We start from the raw sequence: 20,788 nt of genomic DNA, 5'->3' as shown, positions 1-20,788 counted from the left end.
TCCAAAACCAGAAAAATAGACGATTAAGACATTGATTTTTATATGTATTTTAGTTAATTATCTGTTATAAATAAATTCTGGAGAAGAGTATGTTTCAATCTTTTGCGCTTAAATCATTTCCACAAAAGGCGTCGGAAAGGTTGCAAAAATTACGATCCCGATTTGATGATTTGGGAATAGATGCGTTTCTTGTGCCGCGTTTTGATGAATATAGAGGTGAATTTCTTTCTGAAGATTCCGAAAGACTCGCTTGGATTACAGGTTTTACAGGTTCTGCTGGAATAGCAATTATCTTGAGAGAAAATGCTGTTATCTTCGTTGATGGGCGTTATGTTTCTCAAGTAGAACAAGAAGTAGATACGGAGGTATTCAGTACAAAGAATATTGCCATTGAATCACTACATACATGGATTGCACATCATGCTCCAACTGGTCTCCGCCTAGGAATTGATCCTTGGTTACATTCGGCTTCTGCAGTTCGTCTTTTGGAAATGGCACTGGGTAAAATAGGAGGTGTTGTAATTGGTTTGTCGTGTAATCCTCTTGATTCCTTATGGGAAGAGCGTCCGATGTCCTCAATGCGAGGGATTGAAATCCAGGATATAGCTTACGCAGGGAAGCCTGCAGAAGAGAAGCTTGCGGAAATTTGTAGTGAAATCAATAAAAAGAAAGTAGCAGCGGTTGTGATATGTGATCCTGCTTCTGTCGCGTGGATTTTTAATATTCGTGGATTTGATGTTCCGCGTGCACCGTATCCGTTGGCACGTGCTATCTTATATGCAAATGGTAAAGCTGAAATTTTTCTTGATAGGAGAAAAATTGATAAGGAATTAGAAGGGTATTTGTCGGGGATAGCGTTGCTTTCAGAGGCAAAGATGATTGACTCGCGATTAACTGATTTAGCATGTAAAAACAAATCTATTCTTATTGATCCGGCATGGATACCTTATCATCTTTTTAGAATCATTGAACAAGCTGGTGGAAACGTTTTTGAAGGTTCCGATCCTTCCTGCTTATTGCGTTCTGTAAAAAATACATCCGAAATTCAGGGAATGATTTCGGCACATATACAAGATGGCATCGCTATGGTTTATTTTCTTTCTTGGCTTGATTCACAAAATCCAGGAGAGATTACTGAAATTGATGTCGTAAAAAAATTAGAGGAATATCGAGAAGAATTAGGACTTCGTATGAAAAACCCTCTTCGAGATATTGCCTTTGATACGATATCTGCTTCTGGTGCAAACGCTGCAATCATTCACTATAGAGTAGATATGGAGAGCAATCGATTTTTGCAAGAGGGAGAGCTTTTGCTTCTGGATTCGGGTGCGCAGTATGTGAATGGAACAACGGATATTACTAGAACAATAGCCATAGGCGATGTAAATGATGAAAAGAAGCATTTTTTTACACTGGTATTAAAGGGAATGATTGCTATTTCAATTGCAAGATTCCCCCAAGACACACGCGGCTGTGATCTTGATAGTATAGCACGTTTATCTTTGTGGAAAGCAGGCTCCGATTTTGCTCACGGTGTTGGCCATGGTGTTGGTTCTTTCCTTCCAGTTCATGAAGGTCCTCAAGGTATTTCTCGAACAAATCAACAATCTCTTCTTCCTGGGATGGTTCTCTCGAACGAGCCAGGTTATTATAGATATGGTGATTTTGGAATTCGTATTGAAAACATTCTGTATGTCACAGATCCTGAAAGAATTGATTGTGGAGATCAATTGATGCTTGGTTTTAGGACGTTAACTCTTTGTCCGATAGACTTGCGTCTTGTGCTCGTTGATCTTCTTACCTATGAAGAAAAAAAATGGTTAAATGATTATCATAAATACGTATATACGACACTTGCGCCACTTATAGATAAGGAAAAGCCACTTAAGTGGCTCCTTTCCTCAACGGCATCAGTACCTTTGTGAGCCAAAATATCCAAAGAGATTCTTTCTTAGTCCGTGGAACGTGCGAGAGCACAGCGCGACCAGAGATTTTCTAGTCCTAAAACCAGATGTTCTATATCAGCATTGGTATGTAGAGGGGTTGGGGTTATGCGCAGTCGTTCTTTTTTGCGTGCAACAGTTGGATAGTTGATCGGTTGTACATAAATGCCAAAATCTTCCAATAAAATATCGGATATCCATTTGCACTTTTTAGCGTTTCCAACCATGATTGGGATAATATGACTTTTCTTGGATATATAAGGAATAGCCCTTTGATCAAGAGCATTACGGAGTTGTTTTACGCGTTTTAGAAGGAGTTTTCGTTCAAAGTCATGTTCTTTCAGGTGCTGGATTGAAGTTAGAGCAGCGCTGGCAACAGCTGATGGTAAGGAGGTTGTAAAAATGAAGCCGGAAGAAAAAGAGCGTATGAAATCACATAAATTAGCAGAAGCTGCGATATATCCACCAAATACTCCAAATGCTTTTGCAAGAGTTCCTGATACAATCGTTATTTTATCCATTATTCCTTCGCGTTCGGATATGCCGGCTCCTCGTGCTCCGTATATACCAACAGCGTGTACTTCATCCACATAAGTTATGGCGTTATATTTCTCAGCAAGATCGCAAATTTCTTTGATGGGAGCAATATCGCCATCCATTGAGTAGATCGATTCAAATAAAATTATTTTTGGTGTAGACGGACTAGTGATAGCAAGCTTCGACTCCAGATCATTGAGATCGTTGTGTTTCCATATAACCTTTTTACATTGAGCATGACGAATACCTTCAATGATAGAAGCATGATTATGAGAATCTGAAAAACATACGATATCTTTAATTTGAGAACAGAGGGTGCTTATAGTCGCCCAATTTGCGATATAGCCGGAACTAAATATAAGAGCGGAATCTTTCCCGTGTAGATCTGCTAATTCTTTCTCAAGCAGAACATGATAATGATTTGTCCCTGCGATATTGCGGGTGCCACCAGCGCCGACACCATAATTTTCAACGTTGTTTTTAAAAGACTCTACAACTTTTGAGTTTCTCCCCATGCCTAAATAGTCATTACAACACCAGACGGTAACCTTTTTAGAGCCTTTGCTTGAATGGTATGAGGCATAAGGAAAGCGATAATGTCCATATCCCAATTCTGTGAAAATACGATATCTTCCCTCATCATGCAGGTCATTAATCCGGTCTTTAAAGAAGGTTTCAAAATCCATTTGGCTTTCCTCTACCAAGTGCGATCTACGCATGATGTTATACTGAAATTTCAAGAATTTTTCTCTCTCTATATATTATAGATAGGATTTAAAAAAATATTTTTGAGGCTATCAGTATAATATTCTTGTTTCAATTTTTTGCACTCCCAAAAACAGAACAAGGAATCTGGATCTCAATATTTTAAATGTTGCAGAATACTCTTATCTCTTGCACCACATATCTTGCAATGGATTCTTCCTCACGTTGTTTTGGATATGCTTGGGTTTTCATGGCGATGCTTCTCGGCGGAGATCTCTTTTGGCATTTATATTTGTATCCTTTTAATTTTCTTCTGATAAAGGACAATATTCTTCATGCTATCACCTTTTTTGGGAGAGAGCAATGATTGTGTGCATCAGAATTTTTTCGATCAATGAAAAATGTTTATGCATTTATCTGATCTTTTGTTCTGTGGATATGTGCGAAGAATTCGCGGAGAATCTTTTCAAGTTATTTATTACGTTAGGAAATTTAGGTGGATGGAATGACTCGAAAGAGCAAGAATTATAGTCCTTTGATCAAGAGTATTGCGGATATGTGACAGTTTTTATTGAATATTGAATCCCTGTCACAAGATAGGTTTGTAGTCGGGGCAAAAATTGCTGTTTTTTCTTTGCAAGGATTCATAATAGCTCGTTCCATTTGTAGAGTGCATATAAACGAAAGGTTTTTTTAATAAGGGGTTTAAAGAGTTCTCTGCTATGCAATGATGGTGAGAGGAAAAATACAGAAATCGTCTTCAAAGCCTATGCTGAGATTCAAGTTTTATTAAGCACTTGCCCATTTTACTATTCTGGCGAATGCGCTTTTCATCTAAGATGCCACAAAGTTTTTTAAGCCCAGTGTTTAAAGCAGAGTGCGTTTTAAGTGGGTATGAACGGTATAGAGTGCAATAGCTGCGGCATTTGATACGTTGAGAGATTTAATTGCGCCAGGCATATCAAGACGAGCCATTGTATTTAATGTTTCTTGAGTTTTTTGACGAAGCCCCTTGCCTTCAGAGCCAAAAACAAGGGCGATTTTGTTGTTTTGAAATGCTTTTTCAAGGGGAGTATCGCTTTTTGAATCAAGTCCTATGGTTTGAAACCCAAGTAAATGAATTTGTTTTAAAGTATCGGTTAAATTACCAATTTGAATATAGGGAATGAGTTCTAATGCACCAGAGGCAGATTTAGCAAGGACAGCTGATTCATTTGGGCTATATCGTCGAGTTGTAATAATGCCACCGCAACCAAAGGCGACAGCTGAGCGCATAATGGCACCTATATTATGGGGGTCATTAACTTGATCAAGGACGATCAACAATTGACAATTTTCAATTACAGACAGTTCTGAGGAATATAAGGAGCGTGTTTCCAATGCGACACCTTGATGGGTGGTTTCTTTTCCAACAATTCGATCTATTTCTTTTGGAGAAACTATCTTGATGGGAAAAGGATGAGATGAGTCTTCTTTCCAGTTTAAGCGGGTTAAGGCATTACGCGTTGCCAGTAATTGAAAGATTTTTCTTTTTGGATTATTGAGTGCTTTGCGTACAGTATGAATGCCGTATAAGAATAGAGGATCTTTCTGAGATGAAAGTTGATTTTTGGAATTTTGCAATTCTTTTTTTTTCTCCAAAACATTTGTAGATTTGTTCCTATCGCGATAGTTTCTACGGAGTTTTGCATAGTGAGAATCTTGGGGAGAGGATGTTTTATTTGTCGTTTTTTTTGAAATAAGTGTCATGATTATTTTGTCCTTTTGGGGGTCAGTGCGCACCAAGAGATCTTCTATATTTTTAGGTATGGATATGTTTTCGTCATTCTATTATAAATGTACAGCGAATTTGGAAAATAATTTGGCTATTTTTAACTTCTTTTTGTTGACAGTTTTATACTTGAAAGTCATACATGGGATTGTAAACTTTCTTTAATAAGAAAGGTTCTTGATTTTTATGTAGCTGGAGGGATGCCCGAGGGGTTAAAGGGGGCGGACTGTAAATCCGCTGGTTTATCCTACGTTGGTTCGAATCCAACTCCCTCCACCATTTTTGCGGGTATAGCTCAGTGGCAGAGCAGCAGCCTTCCAAGCTGAATACGCGGGTTCGATTCCCGCTACCCGCTCCAAACTTTATCCATTTCTGGAAAGTTTGTTTCTGGCAAGGTAGTATATCTTTGGCGTCGGTTTTTCAAAAAAAAGATCTGGTTAGTCAGTGTGTTTTTTATCAGGTGTTTTTGTTTTTAAAGGGTTTTTATAATCATTGAATGTGAAGTTGTATTACTTTTCAACGGTGATAACGTTTTGGTTGTTGGCGTCCCCCCTTATTGTTTTATAGGTGGCAGATGTTGTGTCCATAGTGACGACAACGATGAATGATGGAAAGGTGCGATCTGGTTGATATGACATTTATTTCTGGAATCCTTGATGGTATTAATCCTTCTGCCACTATTGCTGCTGCGCAAAGAGCTGCTGGTTTAAGGTCTCAAGGTATTGACGTATTGAGTCTTACTGCGGGGGAACCTGATTTTGATACGCCAGAAAATATTAAGTCCGCGGCTATCCGTGCTATTGAGTGTGGAAAGACAAAATATACGCCTGTAGCAGGTATACCGCAATTGCGGGAAGCGATAATTGAGAAGCTTAAGAGAGAAAACAATCTTTCTTACAGATTAGATCAGATCATAGTGGCTACTGGTGTAAAGAATGTTCTTTTTAATGCTTTAATGGCTACGCTTAATCCAGGAGACGAAGTTTTAATTCCCAGGCCTTATTGGGTTTCATATCCAGAGATGGTGTCGATTTGTGGGGGTAAATCCGTTTTTATTGATGCGGAAGAGGAAGATCATTTCCAAATTACTCCAGAAATTCTTGAGCGTGCGATTACCCCAAAGACGAAATGGTTAATGCTCAATTCTCCGTCTAATCCTTCCGGTGTGGTTTATTCCGAGAATCAATTAAGGGTTTTGGCTGATGTTCTGATAAAATATCCTCATATCTCGATTATTTCGGATGATATTTATGAACATTTGGTTTATGGTGGTTGTAAATTTAAAAGCATCGTAAATGTTGAGCCATCTTTATATGACCGCACCCTTATTACGAACGGTGTTTCTAAGGCATACGCAATGACTGGTTGGCGTATTGGTTATGCTGCAGGTGCTCCGAATTTAATAAAAGCTATGTCCATTATACAGGGTCAACAAACTTCAGGAACATGTTCTATAGCGCAGTGGGCGGCTTTGGAGGCAATTTCTGGTTCGCAGGATTTTGTTGCTTATAGTAACAAGGCGTTTGAACGCCGTCGCGATCTATGTTTTTCTTTGCTAAAGGACGTAGAGGGTATGAGCTGTACGATTCCTGATGGTGCGTTTTATTTATATCCTTCTTGTCGTGGGTTGATTGGGAAAAAATCTCCTGCCGGGAGAATATTGAAGACAGATTTGGATGTTTCGAATGCTCTTTTAGAAGAAGAAAGGGTGGCTGTGATTCAGGGATCCGCTTTTGGTTTGGGTCCAAATCTTCGTATTTCCTATGCAGTATCAGATTCAGTATTGGAAGAGGCGTGCGGGAGAATTAAAAGATTCTGTAATTCTTGCCAATAGCACGAGCATTCTTTGTTTTATTAGGCGTGCATAGGTTATCTTTAGTATTGTCAAATATAGTGATATTTTCGTATGCGCGTTGGTATTACAGATTTTCCCTTGCTTTCAGGATATATTGAAGAGGATGGAAAAATCCGTATCTTGGAAATATACGCTTTCGTATACACATAAAAACTCGGACTACAAGATTTTATTTGTAGTCCGGAAATTTATACAGGATAGCGCTTATAGTTATAGTGATTTATAATTATTTGAAAATGTTAGATTAGTGTACTGATCGCTAAAGCCATATTTCATTCTTGGGGGCTGTATTTTTTTTAATGTAGACTAGTATTTTTAGAATGTTTTCATTCTAGAGTTGTTGTAGTAATATTGACAAAAAGATTCTCTCCAAGCATAATCACTTCGCAGGAGATTAGTCGTGATATTTTCATAAGTGTGCGAAGAAATCTATCGGACTTAATTTTATAGTATCCGTTTGTTTTTCTATGTGTACGGCAAGCTTTCTTGAGGTGGTCTAAAGAACCATTGTATTTGGTAAGTTTTTTGCCTATTTGTGATTTTATGATTGGTTTTTTTGTTGTTTTCGTGGGAGACGATTCATTTTGTAGTGATATGTCGTTTTCCCGTTTTTTGTTTTAAGTAAAATTATCTGGTGCTTTGTTGATAACTCCTATAAGGTTGTTCTTTGATTTTTTCTTTGATGATGTAGCCGAAGATTTTCTTGATCAGCTGTTCGCCTCATTGGGGTGGATTCTTTTCTTCTTTGAAGTGTTTGAGAAGAAGAAAGAGGAAACGTTGTCGCTTTGTTTGCGGCATAGATCGTATGAGGCACGGGAGAGTAAAGTCTGGAAGATTCGTACATGAAAACTTTTGAAAATATTCCTAAAGTTATAGGAAAGGCGCTTTCCGAGCGCGGTTATTCCGATTTGACACCAGTCCAGAAAGCTATTCTTGATCCCAATTTGGAATGTAAGGATATTTTGGTTTCTGCTCAAACAGGTTCTGGTAAGACTGTTGCTTTTGGGCTGGCTTTAGCTCCTAATCTTTTAGATGGAGCCGATCGTTTTGGTCCTGCTAGTGCGCCTCTTGCGCTTGCTATTGCTCCTACACGGGAGCTGGCTATGCAGGTTGGGCGTGAATTGGAATGGCTTTATGCAAAAACTGGGGTTGTCGTTTCGGTATGTATTGGTGGTGTGAGTTTGCATCGCGAACGTCGGGATTTGCAGAATGGTGCGCATATTATCGTTGGGACACCGGGTAGGTTATGTGATCATATTCGAAGTAAGGGTTTAAATATGTCTCATCTCAAGGCTGTTGTCCTGGATGAGGCTGATGAAATGCTGGATTTGGGTTTTCGTGAAGATATTGAATTTATACTTGATTCTTCTCCGCGAGAGCGACGTATGTTAATGTTTTCTGCTACCTTGTCTCCAGCTATTGCGAATTTAGCTAAGAATTATCAAAGGGATGCCATTCGCATTAATATAGCAGCGGAAAATCGTCAACATAGTGATATAGATTATCGTGCGGTTTTAGTAGCGCCAAGTGATCGAGATGATTCCATTATTAATATATTGCGCTATTATGAGGCAAGAAATGCGATAGTATTCTGTTCGACGCGCGTATCTGTCGCTCGGCTTTCTAAAACACTGGGAGAGCGTTCTTTTCAGGTTGTATCTTTGTCGGGAGAGTTAAGTCAAAAAGAACGTAGTAGTGCACTTCAGATGATGCGTGATGGGCGAGCCCGAGTCTGTATAGCAACAGATGTTGCAGCGCGAGGTATTGATTTACCAGATCTTGAGCTTGTTATTCATGCTGAATTATCTTCCAATCCCGAGACTTTGCTGCATCGAAGCGGTCGCACAGGTCGGGCTGGGCGTAAGGGCGTCAGTGTTCTTGTTGTTCCTCAAAATATTCAGCGTCGTGCGGAGCGTTTGCTCAGAGATGCTAAAGTTACTGCAACTTGGGCATTAGCACCTTCAGAAGAAGAAATACTAGAAAAGGACGCTAAGAGAATTCTTGACGATTCATTATTGGTTGATCCGCCTAAAGAAGATGAGAAGAAGCTTGTGGGTGCTTTATTAGAAAAATATGGACCTGAGAACATAGCTGCTGGTTTTTTGCGTCTTAATCGAGCAGGGCGTTGTCCTCCACCAAAATTAAAACTTATCACTCTAAGCACTGGAAAAGATCGTCCTCAAGAGGAATTTAGGTCATCAAGGTCTTCTTCTGGAGGATCGCGGGAAAATTTTGGAGATTCCAGTTGGTTTTCTGTTTCAATTGGGAAAAATCAGAATGCTGAGGCTCGATCGATTATACCTATGCTATGTCGCAACGGTGGTATTAGTCGGCATAGTATTGGTGCAATTCGTGTCCAGCCTGAACAAACTTTTGTAGAAATTTCGGCGGATGGGGTCAATTTTTTGCGCCGTACTACGACATTGGATAAGGGAGTTCAGATTAAGTTTTTGAATGGAGGAAAACCAGATTTTAAGAAACGGAAGTCCTCTGGATTTAAATCGCAATATCCTCAAAATAGCACATCAGAGAAGAGATTCAAAAGATCAAGGAGCGTTGTTTAATAATTGAACATACATTCAATTTTACATCCATTGTCCTATAAGGATTTCTTCCCTTCTTATAAGGTATTCTCCTGGAAGGTAAGGGATATAGGGCATAGGGTGTCATCAAAAATAGCGATGTGATTTATTTTTTTATTGATGAGAAGACATATTTTGTTTTTCGATTTTGCTTTTGATCTGGTTCATGCTGTTTTCTAAATCGAAAATTGACCAAGGTAATTTGGAGTACTATCTGAATTAGACAGATTCTTCCATCACCCTTTTTTTTGGGGGGATTGAGGAGAATTTAGGGTGGTGCGGACACATATCTTAGAAGACCCCTCTAAGGTTATAAATAATTGATATTCCTGTCTATATTGGATTACATAAGAGCAAAATCGTGAGGAATAAGTTGTCAACCAACCACAATTGCCACCCATAACATTATGGAGATGTAATAGAATTATCGTATGGTCGGTGTAGGTAATATTGACAATGGACATAGAACCCTTCGCATTGAATCCGCTTTGAAAATCAAGCAAGCAACCAATAAAGCACTTGATTGAATCTACTTCGGTGATGAGATCATAGTACCTAAAAGCGTTGAGCGTGCTAAAAAAGCAATAATATAATCCTCCGAATTCTTCAGGAAAAGATCGCTTCAAACAAGACACAACACACATCATCAATAACAACATCATAATTCAGGCATCGAAAGAGGGGTAATATTGCGTCGATTTGTATAGTCCAAAGTCTAATAATTAAATATACTTCAAATAGTATATTTTGCGTTGCAAAAAAGGGTATTTTACACCGCAAGATTTATATGTTTGGGGTGTGTCTAAAAATTGTGTCAAAAGGGTCAAAAATATAGTCTCTGGTATCGTCAGTTCTATCGCCAGTTTTATAGTAAATAATTGATATATATTGATATTTTTATGGGAAAATATGTCTTGGCGTTGATGTTGCATTTGTGTCTAGAAGCAAAACCTGCGGGATTAATGAAGCATATCTAGGAGTTAGGAATAGCATCGGCAAGGCGTCAACGAAATAACTATTCGTGAGTCTGGTGCTATACTGATTTATAAAAATGGAACTGAATTTGAATTAGTTAAAGACTACTCCAGAGATCCTTTAACAGATATTCGAAAAAGCATCGGGGTATCTTCTCAAGAAGATTTCATAACTAACGAAATAAAGATTAAAACTCTTGCAGTCGCAGCTAAGAATTTAACATCCGTAGTTGAGGTTGCATGCAAGAAGATCGATAGCTCATATTTCAAGAAAATGGAAGAAGACATATCGTCTCTTCAAAAAGGAAACTTTGGAAATTTAATGATATTAAAAACCTCCGAGGGTAAAAAGGCTGGTATTTTCATCGTCAATGGGTTTGCTAAATTTGGCAATATTTCTGAAGATGGAACGTTCACATCTTGTTCTGTGACAGACGATAAAGGCGGAGGGGAGGGGTATACACATATCAAGCATGATGGACTCGCAGAGGTTTTCATTGCGCCAGAAACCGACATACCTTTAGAGTCTTTACGCCAAAACCCCAACGCCGTATCCCAAAAAGAGTTTGATGCCAAGATTAAAGATCTTGAATCTAGACCAGCAGGAGGATCTGAAGGGGGATGAACCAAAGAGGACTGAGAATAAGGTCGTATTGGGGGATATCATTAGATTGCCTCATTCCAATCCCCCGCCCTGCATGGAATAACTATGAAGCACAGATACAGACCGACCAATTTGGGCAACCGCTGACCGGTCTATATAGTAAGGATGCTCGTAGCTTCAATTCTGGATTTCAGTTCACGTTGAGCTCCATAGATATTTGTAATGAAAGTGGTGTCTTCATTACCTTAATGCGTTGCAATATTCCTAATCCATTGGGAAGACCTGCGTACGCGCATCAAAGTCGTTCCTGAAGACGACTTTGACACTAAAATGAAAGAGCTTGAAGACAGAATTAAAGCTCTTGAAGCAAAAATAGCGAAATGAAATGAAAACAGAAATACGTAAAGATATTAACGATCTTCAGAAGGTCTATCAGAAAATCCTAGCCACACAAGAGGAGCAGACTCGGAGGCTGGACAAAATGGATAAACACATTAAAGATTCAAGGGTGAGAGCTGAAACCAAAGGATCAGAGATGAGAAACAGCAAAGAGGTCTGGATGAACTGTTAGATTTTTCTCAAGGGTTAAAGATGTTTTTGTCTTCATTAAAAAACACTTCAATATATGCCGCATCTACAATAGTCCTCATATACAGTGTATTGCATTTTAAGAATTGGTTTAACAAATGATAGGTTCTTTTCTAACTGGTAAGTTTGGCACGGTTTCTCCTTAGATTTATCCCGTATATAGCTGAAAATCTATTTTTCCTATACGTGAACAAAGCCAAACAAAAACATGCCATGGAGATGACTAAGCTCCAAATCGAGGCTAAAATCAATATTAAAGAGCTTGAATATGATGCGCCGTTAAAGATGTCCAAGCTTGAATCCCTTAAGCCCAAAACGAAGATAGAATAGATCATAGGGCTTAACGATTTAATGCGTCCATTTACAACTGTATTTTGGTCTGTTGTATATCCAGCTGTCTTTTACTATATGATCAAAGCCAATATCGTTTGTATTGACTCTTTTGAGGTATTGAGCTTGTTCTCTCAAGAAGTTATAGGGCTTATTTTAGGCTTCTGGTATACGGGATGGGATTGTGAAAAAGTGGGCTTAAAAAGCGCGGTAAAATCCACAATATCTTATTCTGGGATCCGATCGGTTAAGTCATTGGTATTACTTGTATTTTTACATTTCGGACAGGATTTATGTTTGGCATCATCCATGGCGGATGAATGGATTTTTTTTCGCTTATCCTTCGATGTGTTTTAATCCTACCCGAAAATAATCGTAACCACTGTAGATTGTCAGGAGTGCTGCAATCCAAAGGAGAACAGTGCCGATTTCCCAAGCGTATATTACAAAGTTTTCGCAAGCGGGGCTTGCTAATAAAAATCCAATAGAAACCATTTGGGTTAAAGTTTTGAATCTTGCGATGCGTGTGACGGGTACGCTCACTTTTAGCTCAGCCAAATATTCGCGCAATCCGGATACCAAAATTTCACGACATAAAATCGTAATTGCTGCCCAGGTTGAGTATCTATTGATAGTTCCATCTTCTGTCATCAACAAAAGAATTGAGGATATAAGCAGTTTATCTGCTATCGGATCAAGCATGCGGCCAATATTAGAGGTCTGATTCCAGATTCTTGCAAGATATCCATCAAAAAAATCGGTTATTGAAGCCATTACGAATAGGGAAAAGACTGTCCATCGTATAAAATATGATTCCACAAAGGGATCCATCTTTTCCACAAAAAAGCATAAGACAATAAGTGGTATGACTAGGATACGACCGTAAGTAAGTATATTGGGAATATTGTAAGAGCGATAATTCATAGGTTTTCTCTCGGAACAGCAGATAGAAGGGATAGAAAACGTGTCGTGTACAATTTCTTGAGCGAGATGATAGCAAAACCCTATATAAGAACAAATTTAAGCGATCTTAGGAGCGTTTTTATGGAAATGAATATAAATTTTATGAGCCATTTTTTTTGATATCCCATCCGTTGATGCGAGAACTTCAGGAGAAGCTCTCGATATCATTTTCACCGTACCAAATGATTGAAGGAGCGAACGCTTGCGTAGAGATCCGATGCCATCAATCTCATCAAGTGGACTATAAGATAGCTTTTTTCTTCGGCGTTTACGATGTGCCGTAATAGCAAAACGATGTGCTTCATCACGAAGTCGCTGAATAAAATGGAGTACGGGATCACGTATGGGAAGCATAAACTCTTTTCCACTTCCTGTAAAAAACCTTTCTAGACCAGCGTTGCGTTTTGGTCCTTTAGCAACACTTATAACTGTAATACGATCTTCAATTCCTAATTTTTTGAACACATTGTGTGCTGCAGATAGCTGTCCTTTCCCTCCGTCAAGAATAACCACATCTGGCCAAGAAGGAAAGGAATATTCTTTTTCTTGCTGACAGAAACCTGGTTTTTCTGTTTTTTTGATTAATCTTAAGAATCTTCTTTCCAGCATCGTGCCCATCATAGCGCAATCATCTCCTGGGTTTATGTTATGTGAACATAGGTTATATTTTCGGTATTGATTTTTCATAAACCCATTCGTTCCTACTACGACCATGCTTCCTACGGGACTACAGCCCATCATATGGGAATTGTCATATATTTCAATACGTTTTGGGATATGTGATAATGAAAATTTTTCCGAGAAATCGTTCATAAGTTGTTTTTGAGAAGTTTCTTCCGCGATTTTATACAAATGAGCTTCACGAGCATTTATAAGGGCTTGTTCAATAATTTTTTTCTTTTTTCCGCGTTGTGGAACAGTGATTGTTACTTTATGTCCATGTTTTTGGGAAAAAGATGCTTCCAGTAACTTGGATTCTTCGACATCTTCTGACAGTATAATATTTTTTGGACAAGGTTTGTCGTCATAGAATTGTGTCAGGAAACAACTGAGAATTTTTGCATTAGAAAGTTGAGGATCTGTTTTTAAAAAGAAAATACGAGTTCCCCAATTTTGTCCAAATCTAAAGAAGACAGTTTGTATACAAGCAAGATTTTTTTTGTGGTAAAGTGAAAAGCAATCTGTTGTGTCAGTGCTGAATTCACTATGGTTTTGGATGTGAGATAGGGCTGCAAGTCTATCACGGTGTATGATAGCGCTTTCAAAGTCTTCTTGAAGCGCTGCCTTGTTCATGTCGTGGGAAATTTTATCTTTGAGATTTTGGTTGTGACCAGAGAGAAATTTTTTGGCTTCACGAACGGATGTTGCATATTTTGCTGCGTTGATTTCGCCGGTACAAGGTCCGGAACAGCGTTTGATTTGGAAAAGCAGGCAAGGTCGTGTTCTGCTTCTAAAGGTATTGTCAGAGCAGTTTCGAAGGAAAAAAGCGCGTTGGAGAACGGTAAGAGTCTTTTCTACGGCGTCAACAGATGCAAATGGGCCGAAATAGCTTCCTTTACGAAGTGGTGGTCCACGGTGTTTATAAAGAGCGGGTATTTCTTGTCTATCTGTAATCAAAATATAAGGAAAAGATTTATCATCGCGTAAAAGTACATTGAATCGAGGTTGCAAGCGCTTGATCAAATTGGCTTCCAAAAGGAGAGCTTCTATTTCTGTCTGGGTCGTTACAAATTCTACATTGGTTATTTTATTAATCATACACATAATGCGCTTAGTATGATTTTTCTGTTGTGCGTAACTTGTAATGCGTTTTTGAAGATTATAGGCTTTTCCTACATACAATACTGTTCCGGTAGAATCCAGCATGCGATAAATTCCTGGAGACTTGGGTATCTGTTTGATAAGTTGTGTTATAACTTTTCTACCTTGCATGTTGATTCTATAAATTACATACTTTGCATGTGTTGAGTATTATGATTCAAATCTCTTTTTTGGTGTTTACAACTTGTCTTAGGGCTCTCCAAAAAAGATTGGGTTTTTCGCAATTCTAAATGAATACAAATCCATTTAGAATTTATCAAATAAATATACCTTATTTATATAATTATTGCATATAATATTTATATTGATTATAAAGGAACTGATAATTTGGAGGATGGAAGGCGTGAGCAAATGCTTTTAATCATGATAAATTCTCTGTCCTAAGGGAAATTTTATTGGATTTTGGGTGTCTTTTCGTTCTTTTTCAAATTCCGAATTTTTTAATATCGTTATCGTTGAGTGTGCTGTTCAACTATTTATAGCATTGGTAGTTTTTTCTGCAATCCAAGATTTTCTTGGATTGTGATGAGAGTTTTTATATAAGAGAGCGGGAACAAGTGTTGCTTTTTTGCAACTTTTGGGATTGACCTTTCGTAAATATAAAAAAAATACACTTTAGCTCTTTATTATGAAGTGGTTTGATGTGTACATTCTAAGTGGCTTCCGTTTCGTATTGACCTTTGTGTAATTAGTGTATATTTTCGAGAGGATGATGTGGGAGCTGTGTTATCTTGATAGTTCAAGATATTCTGAGTAAGTTGTCCGTTTGTCGGATGCGTGCTTTTTTATAATTTAGGAGAATACGAATAATGCAAAAACTTGTTTTAGCTGTTGGGGTATCTAGTATTTCCATCGCTTCTTTCTTTTCCGTTCAGGCTGCTGATGTACATCGCCCTGTTCATATGCCTTCATCGCCTACGTCTCATTCAGGTACATACGCGTTACGCAATCCATTTTCTTCTTCTTCAGCAATGAATTTTGTTGGTTTGTATGGAGGTGGTAGCCTTGGATATAATGTTACAGGTGATTTGCATGTTCAGCAAGCAGGAGCTGTTACTACCGATCCAAAAGTAGACAAAGTGATAGCTAAAGGCGATGGATTAAAGGGTGCTGGGCATGTAGGTTATAATCACCAGCAGGACCAATTGGTTGTCGGTGTCGAAGGTGATCTTGGTTACTCTACTAATGTTGGATATAGTGGTGTAGACAGTACTCCAGAAGTAAAATTTGACGGCAAATCTGTAAAAGGTGTGAGGATTGCTGAGGAGACTTTAAATGGTTCTGTGCGTGCTCGTGCAGGTTATGAAGTCGTTGATTCTGTAATGGTTTATGCAACAGCTGGTGTGGCTGGTGCGGTCTTTAATCTTGCTAATAAGGTAGAAGAAGATTCCACAAGCACAACTACTCCGAAAGCAAATAAGGCTACTCTCGCTAGCAGTATGGCTTTAGGTTACACTGGTGGAATCGGTGTTGAAGGTGTTGTAGCTGATGACATCACTGCTCGTGTTGAGTACCGTTATACAGGATTTCCTCAGTCTGGATTTGGTTTCAAGGCTGATGCAACTAATCTTATAAAAGAAGGTTCCGTTGCTAATAACAATTCTGTTAACCTAGGTGTTTCATTTAAGTTATAATGCTACCACTTGATTTCAGACTTTGAACCGGGCTTAAAGCCCGGTTTTTTGTTTGATTATTTGTATGCTTGAATATTTTTTATTCGTCATTTGGAAATTAGTTGTTTATTTTCTGACTTTTTGAATAAGCGACAATGTCATTTCAAAGACAGAATTTTTATGTTTTTATTATAATTTTGACATTGAATTTCGTGGGATTTGCTGACAATTTTTCTTGGTTGGGATGTAAAACGTTTTTTGATTATTGAGAGGCATTCCTGTTTTTGGCAAATGTTTATCGCAAGTTCATGGGTTTTAAGTTTGCGATCGCATCTCTTTTGGAGGAAGGCAATGTTTTTATACAATCTGTTACCATCTTCTGTGTCCCGAGAGATTGCGCCCAATATTTTTGATGTTTTAGCATTTATCCTAGTTGTGGGAGCGATAATTCTTTTGCTCCATGGGATTCACGAAACGACAGTGTCACGTGATATTATAGATATTAATCCTATCTCACTTAATATTGGATATTTGCCAGAATATGCACTACGTACTATTTTACGTATGTTGATTGCAATTGTGATTTCGTTATTATTTGCATTTATCTATGCAGCTCTTGCTGCCAAGAGTCGTCGTGCTGAAATGTTTCTTATTCCTGTTTTAGATGTGATGCAATCTGTTCCGATACTTGGATTTTTGACGTTTACGCTTTTCTTTTTTATGAATTTATATCCAGGACGCGTATTGGGTGCCGAATTGGCTGCAATTTTTGCAATTTTTACTAGTCAAGTATGGAATATGACGTTTAGTCTGTATCAATCGCTTCGCAATATTCCAAAAGATTTAGAGGAGGTCTCTCGGAGTTTTTGTCTTTCAGGTTGGCAAAAATTTTGGAAATTAGATGTTCCTTTTGGTATGCCAGGATTGGTTTGGAATACGATGATGTCGATGTCAGGAAGTTGGTTTTTCGTCGTAGCTTCTGAAATGATTGCGGTTGGTGATACCGTGATATCTCTTCCAGGTATTGGTTCGTATGTAGCTTTGGCTATTAAGCAAAAAGATTTATTGGCTGTTTTTTATGCGATGTTAACGATGTTTCTTGTGATAGTTCTCTATGATCAATTGCTCTTTCGTCCTATTGTTGCATGGGCGGATAAATTTCGTTTTGAACGCACAACGATAGTTGCTTCTTCTGATTCTTGGGTATTGGATTTATTTCATAAAACAAAGTTATTGCGTTTTTTAGGATGTAATGTTTGGAGAATTTTTCTGCCATTTTCAAATATTTTTGGTAAATTATTTCGTATTTTGAGAAAAATTCAATTTTTCCCCACGGGACATTTCAAAACTCTCCGCTATAGTCAGAGGGTTTTATGTTTTTTGGATATAATTTGGTTGTTGTTAATTTATTTTGCTACTATCTGTGTAGCTTGGAAGGCTTTTAAATACATTTCTGCGAATTTGAGTTATAACGATTTTTTAAATGCAGTCTGGTTGGGATGTATTACAATGATTCGAGTGGTTGTTCTCATTATCATTGCGACATTTATTTGGGTTCCGATAGGTGTTTGGATTGGTCTTCGCCCAAAAATTTCCAAAAGAATACAGCCTCTTGCTCAATTTTTGGCAGCGTTTCCATCGAATCTTTTTTTCCCTCTCGTGGTTTCTGCTGTTGTTTATTACAATCTTAATCCTGATATATGGTTATCGTTATTAATGATGCTTGGTACTCAGTGGTATATTCTTTTTAATGTTATTGCTGGAGCAAGTGCATTTCCAAATGATCTGAGAGAAGCGGCAAAAAGTTTTCACGTGACTGGTTGGTGTTGGTGGCGAAGTGTTATTCTTCCGGGAATTTTCCCTTATTATGTTACAGGTGCTGTGACGGCATGTGGAGGAGCTTGGAATGCTAGTATTATTTCTGAAGTAGTAAGTTGGGGCAATATACATCTCAGGGCAAGTGGTTTAGGAGCTTATATTGCACAGGCAACAGAAGAAAGTAATTTACCAGAAGTCGTCCTGGGTATTGTTGTAATGTGTTTTTTTGTTTTATGTTTGAATAGACTTTTGTGGCGGCCTCTTTACGTATATAGCGTACGGAATTTGCGTTTTAAATGAGATTCAAGCGTTTTTTGGGAATTGATTATGATAAATATTGCTCCTGATACTGGTTCTCTTTTGGAGATTCGAAGCGTTTGCCGGAATTTTTCTCTCAGAAAAATGACAGGGAATCTCCTTGTATTGGAAAATGTTAATTTTAACATTTGTTCTGGTGAAATTGTTGGATTATTAGGTCGTTCTGGTTCTGGAAAGTCGACTTTATTACGTATTATTGCAGGTTTGGTGTCTCCAACTTCAGGGGAGGTTGTATTCCAAGGAAAAACGATAGAATCTCCGCCAGAAGATATTAGTATGGTGTTTCAGTCCTTTGCGTTATTTCCGTGGTTGACTGTATTGGAAAATGTTGAATTGGGTTTGGAAGCGAGAGGGATCGATAAAGATGAACGTCGTAAGCGGGCATTATCTGCAATAGATCTTATTGGATTAGATGGTTTTGAATCCGCCCATACAACGGAGATTTCGGGGGGTATGCTTCAGCGTGTCGGTTTTGCGCGAGCTCTTGTGGTATATCCAAGTCTTCTTTTGATGGATGAGCCATTTTCTGCGCTTGATGTTCTTACTGCTGAAACTCTACGCACCGATATTATTGATTTGTGGACAGAAGGTCGATTGCCTATTAAATCTATGTTGATGGTTACGCATAATATTGAGGAAGCCGTTTTAATGTGCGATCGTATTCTGGTTTTTACATCAAGTCCTGGTCGCATAGCAGAAGAAATACATGTATCTATTCCACATCCACGAAATCGTCTTGCTCCAGAATTTCGACAGATTGTAGAAAAAATCTATTCTCTTATGACTAAAAAAGAAGAAACAAGCTCTGATGGTTTTGGAAATATTCCAGGTGCGAGAGTTGGTATGTTACTTAAGCATGTTTCAACGAATTTATTATCAGGTCTTATTGAGGCAGTTATGGCGCCTCCATATAACGGAAAGGCTGATCTTCCGGAATTAGCTGGTAGTTTGCAATTAGAAGCGGATGAACTTTTCCATATTGGGGAAACTCTTCAATTGTTGAAGTTGGTTCATTTAAGTGAAGGGGATATTGCGCTGACAGAATCAGGTAAAAAGTTTGCAAATCTTGGAACTGATGCTCGTAAGAAGCTCTTTGCGAAACACTTACTGAAATATGTTCCTTTGGTTAATCTTATTCGTCGCGTTCTTGATGAGCGCAGCTCGCATATGGCTCCAGCCGCAAGGTTCCGCAATGAACTAGAAGATTATATGTCTGAAGAATATGCAAAAGAAACCATGGATGCAGTTGTTTCTTGGGGAAGATATGCAGAATTGTTTTCTTATGATGAGCAGTTTGAATTATTTAGCCTTGATAATCCACAGTAAGATTCTTCAGAATTTTCGCTTATATTTTTCTTGAAAAACAGATATTTTGGGAAGAGTTGCGCATTGTTATGTTGCGGAATCTATAGAGATTAGAAAAAAAAGGGGGGGGGTATAGATCCTATCGTTGGTAGGTTTTAATTCAAATTGATAGGGACGATGATAAGGCGTGAGTTTGATATTTTAGTGTCTTAAAAACATCTTCCTATTCCAGAGGGATAGATTAGGATATTAGCTTTAAATCTTTAGGATTAAAAGAATATATTCCTTTTAAAATTATATCTAAACTGCTAAGAACACCTTTTTTCTTTTATATGTAATCATTGTCTTCCCATAATTGCCGTAATGACATGCGATAATTGGGGTAGAGAAGTTGAAAGCCAAGTGATTTAATTTTGGTATTAGAAACCCGTTTATTATCTGAATAAAACAATCTTTTGGCGAGGGAATTGTCTTTCTCAAAACTCTGTTTAGGTGGAGGATTCTCGTTCATGAGAAAAGCTGTTTCTGTTAGGACATCTTGAGGCGGAGAGGGGTCGTCGTCACAGATATTGAAAATACCTTTAAGATTATTTGTGATAAGAAAAATCACGCAATTAGCGATATCCTCTACTCGAATTCTATTAAATACCTGATCTTTTTTAATCAGTCGTACTGCTTTTTTTTCTCTTATCTTGATAAAAGAATTGCGTTGAGGACCATAAATACCGGCTAATCGCAAGATTGCGACTTTGATGTGTAATTCTTTCCCTATCGAGAGCCATTTTTGTTCAGCTTCAAAGCGTCGCAGGGCATTACAAGATATTGGGTATAGAGGTGTATTTTCGGTAACCCACTGTCCTTGACGATTTCCATAGACACTGGTCGTAGAAATATATCCAATCCACTGGAGATTAGGCATGAATTTACGAAAGTCTCCATGCATAGAATTGACTAACGGATCCCCATCATGATCCGGTCTAATGCACTGCACAACGTGTGTAATAGAACGGAGTTTTTGTTGTAACTTTATATCTATTTTTTGCTTATCAAATAAAAAAGGG

Annotated in this window: 13 protein-coding genes, 2 tRNA genes and 1 pseudogene; 11 read left to right on the top strand and 5 right to left on the bottom strand. The window is 38.1% G+C overall.

What is annotated here, in order from left to right:
* Nucleotides 1–89 precede the first annotated feature (89 nt).
* On the top strand, nt 90–1,925 hold the full coding sequence (locus tag H0G72_RS00775) for an aminopeptidase P family protein (RefSeq protein WP_182016646.1): 1,836 nt from the start codon (nt 90–92) through the stop codon (nt 1,923–1,925).
* A 26-nt stretch (nt 1,926–1,951) separates the two neighbouring features.
* On the opposite strand, the gene hemA is transcribed toward H0G72_RS00775, so the two are convergent.
* Nucleotides 1,952–3,166 carry a 5-aminolevulinate synthase gene (gene hemA / locus H0G72_RS00770; RefSeq protein WP_182016644.1) on the bottom strand — a complete coding sequence of 405 codons (1,215 nt, stop codon included), beginning with the start codon at nt 3,164–3,166 and terminating at the stop codon, nt 1,952–1,954.
* Between the two features lie 886 nt (nt 3,167–4,052).
* Complete coding sequence (locus tag H0G72_RS00765; protein WP_409049301.1) at nt 4,053–4,925, bottom strand: TrmH family RNA methyltransferase; 873 nt, start codon at nt 4,923–4,925, stop codon at nt 4,053–4,055.
* A 225-nt stretch (nt 4,926–5,150) separates the two neighbouring features.
* Here H0G72_RS00765 and H0G72_RS00760 point away from each other — a divergent pair.
* The 7 genes and pseudogenes from H0G72_RS00760 to H0G72_RS00735 all read left to right on the top strand — a co-directional run bounded on the left by H0G72_RS00760 (nt 5,151) and on the right by H0G72_RS00735 (nt 12,246).
* Nucleotides 5,151–5,235, top strand: a tRNA-Tyr gene (locus H0G72_RS00760).
* A 5-nt stretch (nt 5,236–5,240) separates the two neighbouring features.
* Nucleotides 5,241–5,314: transfer RNA gene (locus H0G72_RS00755), tRNA-Gly, on the top strand.
* Nucleotides 5,315–5,587: 273 nt separating this feature from the next.
* Nucleotides 5,588–6,790: a pyridoxal phosphate-dependent aminotransferase gene (locus tag H0G72_RS00750; protein ID WP_182016717.1), complete on the top strand. Its 1,203-nt coding sequence runs from the start codon at nt 5,588–5,590 to the stop codon at nt 6,788–6,790.
* A gap of 863 nt (nt 6,791–7,653) precedes the next feature.
* Entirely contained in the window at nt 7,654–9,375 is a 1,722-nt protein-coding gene (locus H0G72_RS00745) for a DEAD/DEAH box helicase (protein WP_182016640.1), read from the top strand.
* 500 nt (nt 9,376–9,875) lie between these two features.
* Nucleotides 9,876–9,986 (top strand): annotated as a pseudogene (locus tag H0G72_RS06365) (transcriptional regulator); the annotation flags it as partial.
* Nucleotides 9,987–10,689: 703 nt separating this feature from the next.
* The gene (locus H0G72_RS00740) at nt 10,690–10,992 is read left to right on the top strand and encodes a hypothetical protein (RefSeq protein WP_182016638.1); all 303 of its coding nucleotides are present in this window, start codon (nt 10,690–10,692) and stop codon (nt 10,990–10,992) included.
* 918 nt (nt 10,993–11,910) lie between these two features.
* Nucleotides 11,911–12,246, top strand: a complete 336-nt coding sequence (locus H0G72_RS00735) for a hypothetical protein (RefSeq protein ID WP_182016636.1) — start codon at nt 11,911–11,913, stop codon at nt 12,244–12,246.
* Here the strand turns inward: H0G72_RS00735 and pgsA are convergent.
* Together pgsA and uvrC are read right to left on the bottom strand one after the other, a co-directional pair.
* Entirely contained in the window at nt 12,226–12,813 is a 588-nt protein-coding gene (gene pgsA, locus H0G72_RS00730) for a CDP-diacylglycerol--glycerol-3-phosphate 3-phosphatidyltransferase (RefSeq protein ID WP_182016634.1), read from the bottom strand. The two genes, H0G72_RS00735 and pgsA, sit on opposite strands and share 21 nt — an antisense overlap.
* Nucleotides 12,814–12,909: 96 nt before the next feature.
* Nucleotides 12,910–14,784 (bottom strand): excinuclease ABC subunit UvrC, encoded by a 1,875-nt coding sequence (gene uvrC, locus H0G72_RS00725; protein ID WP_182016632.1) that lies wholly within the window; start codon nt 14,782–14,784, stop codon nt 12,910–12,912.
* A gap of 698 nt (nt 14,785–15,482) precedes the next feature.
* Between uvrC and H0G72_RS00720 the strand changes: the two genes are divergently transcribed.
* The 3 genes from H0G72_RS00720 to H0G72_RS00710 all read left to right on the top strand — a co-directional run bounded on the left by H0G72_RS00720 (nt 15,483) and on the right by H0G72_RS00710 (nt 19,748).
* Nucleotides 15,483–16,307, top strand: coding sequence for an outer membrane protein (locus H0G72_RS00720; RefSeq protein ID WP_182016630.1), 825 nt, complete (start codon nt 15,483–15,485; stop codon nt 16,305–16,307).
* A gap of 330 nt (nt 16,308–16,637) precedes the next feature.
* Nucleotides 16,638–18,404, top strand: coding sequence for an ABC transporter permease (locus H0G72_RS00715; protein WP_182016628.1), 1,767 nt, complete (start codon nt 16,638–16,640; stop codon nt 18,402–18,404).
* A gap of 27 nt (nt 18,405–18,431) precedes the next feature.
* The gene (locus tag H0G72_RS00710) at nt 18,432–19,748 is read left to right on the top strand and encodes an ABC transporter ATP-binding protein (protein WP_182016626.1); all 1,317 of its coding nucleotides are present in this window, start codon (nt 18,432–18,434) and stop codon (nt 19,746–19,748) included.
* A gap of 307 nt (nt 19,749–20,055) precedes the next feature.
* On the opposite strand, the gene H0G72_RS00705 is transcribed toward H0G72_RS00710, so the two are convergent.
* A partial coding sequence (locus H0G72_RS00705; RefSeq protein WP_182016624.1) for an NAD-dependent epimerase/dehydratase family protein occupies nt 20,056–20,788 on the bottom strand: 733 nt, incomplete at its 5' end.

This window comes from Candidatus Liberibacter sp. (assembly GCF_014048425.1).
Taxonomy (GTDB): domain Bacteria; phylum Pseudomonadota; class Alphaproteobacteria; order Rhizobiales; family Rhizobiaceae; genus Liberibacter.
Note: the sequence above shows the minus strand (reverse complement) of the source record. Positions and strands in the feature narration are given on the sequence as shown.

Coding starts and splice junctions, on each gene's coding strand:
- H0G72_RS00775 (WP_182016646.1), top strand. CDS start 90: ATGTTTCAATCTTTTGCGCTTAAATCATTTCCACAAAAGGCGTCGGAA.
- hemA (WP_182016644.1), bottom strand. CDS start 3,166: ATGGATTTTGAAACCTTCTTTAAAGACCGGATTAATGACCTGCATGAT.
- H0G72_RS00750 (WP_182016717.1), top strand. CDS start 5,588: ATGACATTTATTTCTGGAATCCTTGATGGTATTAATCCTTCTGCCACT.
- H0G72_RS00745 (WP_182016640.1), top strand. CDS start 7,654: ATGAAAACTTTTGAAAATATTCCTAAAGTTATAGGAAAGGCGCTTTCC.
- H0G72_RS00740 (WP_182016638.1), top strand. CDS start 10,690: ATGATATTAAAAACCTCCGAGGGTAAAAAGGCTGGTATTTTCATCGTC.
- H0G72_RS00735 (WP_182016636.1), top strand. CDS start 11,911: ATGCGTCCATTTACAACTGTATTTTGGTCTGTTGTATATCCAGCTGTC.
- pgsA (WP_182016634.1), bottom strand. CDS start 12,813: ATGAATTATCGCTCTTACAATATTCCCAATATACTTACTTACGGTCGT.
- uvrC (WP_182016632.1), bottom strand. CDS start 14,784: ATGCAAGGTAGAAAAGTTATAACACAACTTATCAAACAGATACCCAAG.
- H0G72_RS00720 (WP_182016630.1), top strand. CDS start 15,483: ATGCAAAAACTTGTTTTAGCTGTTGGGGTATCTAGTATTTCCATCGCT.
- H0G72_RS00715 (WP_182016628.1), top strand. CDS start 16,638: ATGTTTTTATACAATCTGTTACCATCTTCTGTGTCCCGAGAGATTGCG.
- H0G72_RS00710 (WP_182016626.1), top strand. CDS start 18,432: ATGATAAATATTGCTCCTGATACTGGTTCTCTTTTGGAGATTCGAAGC.